Consider the following 3,368-nt stretch of genomic DNA (forward strand, 5'->3'; position numbering starts at 1 on the left):
CGCCGGACGGGCTGAAGAATTTCAGCCCGTCCGGCGTTTGAGGACTTTCGGGAAGGGGCGGGGTGGGGGATCTGTCTCTGACCAGCACCACAGCTCACCCGCACACGATCCGGCCCAACCTAGACGTACCGCTCCAGGATCGACGACTCGGCCAGCCGCGACAGACCCTCCCGCACCGACCGCGCCCGCGCCTCCCCGACCCCGTCCACCGTCTGCAGGTCGTCCACGCTCGCGGCGAGCAGCTTCTGCAGGCCCCCGAAGTGCTCGACCAGGCGGTCAATGATCGCGCCCGGCAGCCGCGGGACCTTCGCCAGGAGGCGGTACCCGCGCGGCGACACCGCAGAGTCCAGCGTCTCGGGCGACCCGGTGTACCCCAGCGCACGCGCCACGATGGGCAGTTCGAGCAGCTCGGTGTGGGAGAGCGAGTCCAGCTCGGCGAGCGCCTCGTCGACCGTACGGGACCGCTTCGCGGTCGGCTCGGGGACGTAGTCGCGTACGACCAGCTCACGCTCGGGCTCGACGCCCGCGATCAACTCGTCCAGCTGGAGCGCGAGCAGCCGCCCGTCGGTGCCCAGCTCGACCACGTACTCGGCGATCTCGGTGGCGATCCGGCGCACCATCTCCAGGCGCTGCGCCACGGCCGTGACATCCCGGACCGTGACCAGGTCCTCGATCTCCAGCGCGGACAGTGTGCCCGCCACCTCGTCGAGCCGTAGTTTGTACCGCTCAAGGGTGGCCAGTGCCTGGTTGGCGCGGGACAGGATCGCGGCGGAGTCCTCAAGGACCCGGCGCTGTCCGTCGACGTACAGCGCGATCAGCCGCATGGACTGGGAGACGGAGACGACGGGGAAGCCGACCTGCTTGCTGACCCGGTCCGCGGTGCGGTGCCGGGTGCCGGTCTCCTCGGTGGGGATCGTCGGGTCGGGGACCAACTGGACCCCGGCCCGCAGGATCTTGGTGATGTCCTTGTCGACGATGATGCCGCCGTCCAGCTTGCAGAGCTCCCGCAGGCGGGTCGCGGTGAACTCGACGTTGAGGACGAAGCCGCCGGTGCACATCGACTCGACGGTCTTGTCCCAGCCCAGGACGATGAGACCGCCGGTGTTTCCCCGGAGGATGCGTTCAAGGCCGTCGCGCAGCCCCGTACCGGGTGCGACCGCACTCAGTGAGGCGCGCATCAGCCGGTCGGTACTGGAGCTCACGCCCGGCTTGCCGGGAGCTGTCGCCCGGTCGTTGGCTGCCACTGCACTCCTCCGGTCGCGACTTGGCTCGGGCCCTGGCGCCCTGAAACTTCGTACGGATGGGCGAGACCGGGGCAAAGTCTACCGGCGGTCATCGGCCTCACGTGGGGCCTCTGCTCTACGTCTCTTGGGCAGCACCCGCAGCGCCTCTCCCATGTCGGCGACCTCGATGACCTTCATACCCGCTGGAACCTTGCCAGGATCGCTGGGAACCAGGGCGTGCGTGAAGCCGAGCCGGTGCGCTTCGGACAGCCGCCGCTGGACCCCGGTGACCCGCCTGACCTCGCCCGCGAGGCCCACCTCGCCGATCGCGACGAGATTCTTGGGCAGCGGGGTGTCACTGGCCGCGCTGGCCAGCGCGAGGGCGATCGCGAGGTCGGCGGCGGGCTCGGAGAGCTTCACCCCGCCGACCGTCGCGCTGTAGATGTCGCGCTTGCCGAGCGCGCTGATCCGACCGCGCTGCTCCAGTACGGCCAGCATCATGGAGACCCGCGAGGTCTCCAGACCGGAGGTCGTACGCCGGGGTGAGGGGATCTGGGAGTCCACGGTGAGCGCCTGCACCTCGGCGACCAGGGGGCGGCGGCCCTCCAGGGTGACGGTGAGGCAGGTGCCGGGTACGGCCTCGGCGCGGCGGGTCAGGAAGAGGCCCGAGGGGTCGGCGAGGCCGGTGATGCCCTCGTCGTGCAGCTCGAAGCAGCCGACCTCGTCGGTGGCCCCGTAACGGTTCTTGACGCCGCGGACCAGCCGCAGCCGCGCATGCCGGTCGCCCTCGAAGGACAGCACGACATCGACGAGGTGCTCCAGCAGGCGCGGCCCGGCGATCGCGCCGTCCTTGGTGACATGGCCGACAAGGAGCGTGGACATGCCGCGCTCCTTGGAGGCGCGGATGAGGGCGCCCGCGACCTCGCGGACCTGCGCCATGCCGCCGGGCGCGCCGTCGATCTCGGGCGAGGCCACGGTCTGTACGGAGTCCAGGATGAGCAGGGACGGCTTGACCTCGTCCAGGTGGCCCAGTACCGCGGCGAGGTCGGTCTCGGCGGCCAGATAGAGGTGGTCGTCGATGGCGCCGATCCGGTCGGCGCGCAGTCTGACCTGGCTCGCGGACTCCTCGCCCGTCACGTAGAGCGTGCGGTGGTCGTCGCTCGCCGCCTTGGCCGCGACATCGAGCAGCAGCGTGGACTTGCCGACGCCGGGCTCGCCCGCGAGCAGCGCCACTGCGCCGGGGACCAGGCCGCCGCCGAGCACGCGGTCCAGTTCGTCGACGCCGGTGGAGCGCGCGGTGGCCTGGCGGCCGTCGACCTGGCCGATGGGCAGCGCGGAGGTGCTGACCCGGCCGGGCGCGGTGGTACGGACCGCGGGCGCGCCGTACTCCTCGACCGTGCCCCAGGCCTGGCACTCGGGACAGCGACCGAGCCACTTGGCCGTCTGCCAGCCGCACTCGGTGCAGCGGTAGGACGGCCGGTCTTTGCCGGTTTTCGTACGAGCAGCCATGGGGGAACCGTAACCGCCTCCACCGACAGCGGGGACCACGGTGGACGGCGGGGGCCGTCGACGGGACCCAGGCCAGGAGTCCGGCTGGGGTCCCGGCCAGGATCCTGGTCGGGGCGCGCGTCGCGGAAGGAGAGGTTCCTGTCCCCTTTTGAGGGATCTGTTCACCCGTAAGGATTAAAGGTTTCGAAGGGGCCGGACCCGTCCCTTATCGGCCGCCTACGGTCGCACGAGTGACGACCAGCAGCCCGGAGCACCCCACACCCACCACCGGCGCACACCGGGCGCACCGTCGTGCGCCCCAGACCGCCCCGAAGGCGCCCCCGGCCCGTTATGAGCCCTATCTGGACGGGTTGTTCACCTACTGCCTGTCCGTGCTCTGCGATCACGACGCGGCGACCGAGGCGCTCGGCGCCGTCCTGGCGCTCGCCGAGCGCCGCTTGTCGCGTGCCCCGGAAGAGGACGGCGAGCGCAGGGCCTGGCTCTACGCGCTGGCCCGGTGGACGTGTCTGCGGGAGCTGGCCGAGGCGAGGCGTCGGCGGCAGGGGGCGCATGCGGCGGGGACGGCGGCCTCCGTCTCCGCCTCCGTCTCCGCCCCGGAGGGGGCTGAGGCTGCTGAGGCTGCTGGGGGGCCTGCGG

Annotated in this window: 2 protein-coding genes and 1 pseudogene; 1 reads left to right on the top strand and 2 read right to left on the bottom strand. The window is 71.5% G+C overall.

The window, feature by feature from the left end:
- Positions 1-119 precede the first annotated feature (119 nt).
- A complete protein-coding gene (disA, locus tag U9R90_RS34540; protein WP_411061307.1) occupies positions 120-1,244 on the bottom strand; it encodes a DNA integrity scanning diadenylate cyclase DisA in 1,125 nt (374 codons plus the stop codon).
- A 78-nt stretch (positions 1,245-1,322) separates the two neighbouring features.
- On the bottom strand, positions 1,323-2,732 hold the full coding sequence (gene radA, locus U9R90_RS34545; protein WP_411061309.1) for a DNA repair protein RadA: 1,410 nt from the start codon (positions 2,730-2,732) through the stop codon (positions 1,323-1,325).
- Between the two features lie 230 nt (positions 2,733-2,962).
- Between radA and U9R90_RS34550 the strand changes: the two are divergent.
- Positions 2,963-3,368: pseudogene (locus tag U9R90_RS34550) on the top strand (hypothetical protein); the annotation flags it as partial.

This window comes from Streptomyces sp. E11-3 (assembly GCF_046540415.1).
GTDB lineage: Bacteria > Actinomycetota > Actinomycetes > Streptomycetales > Streptomycetaceae > Streptomyces.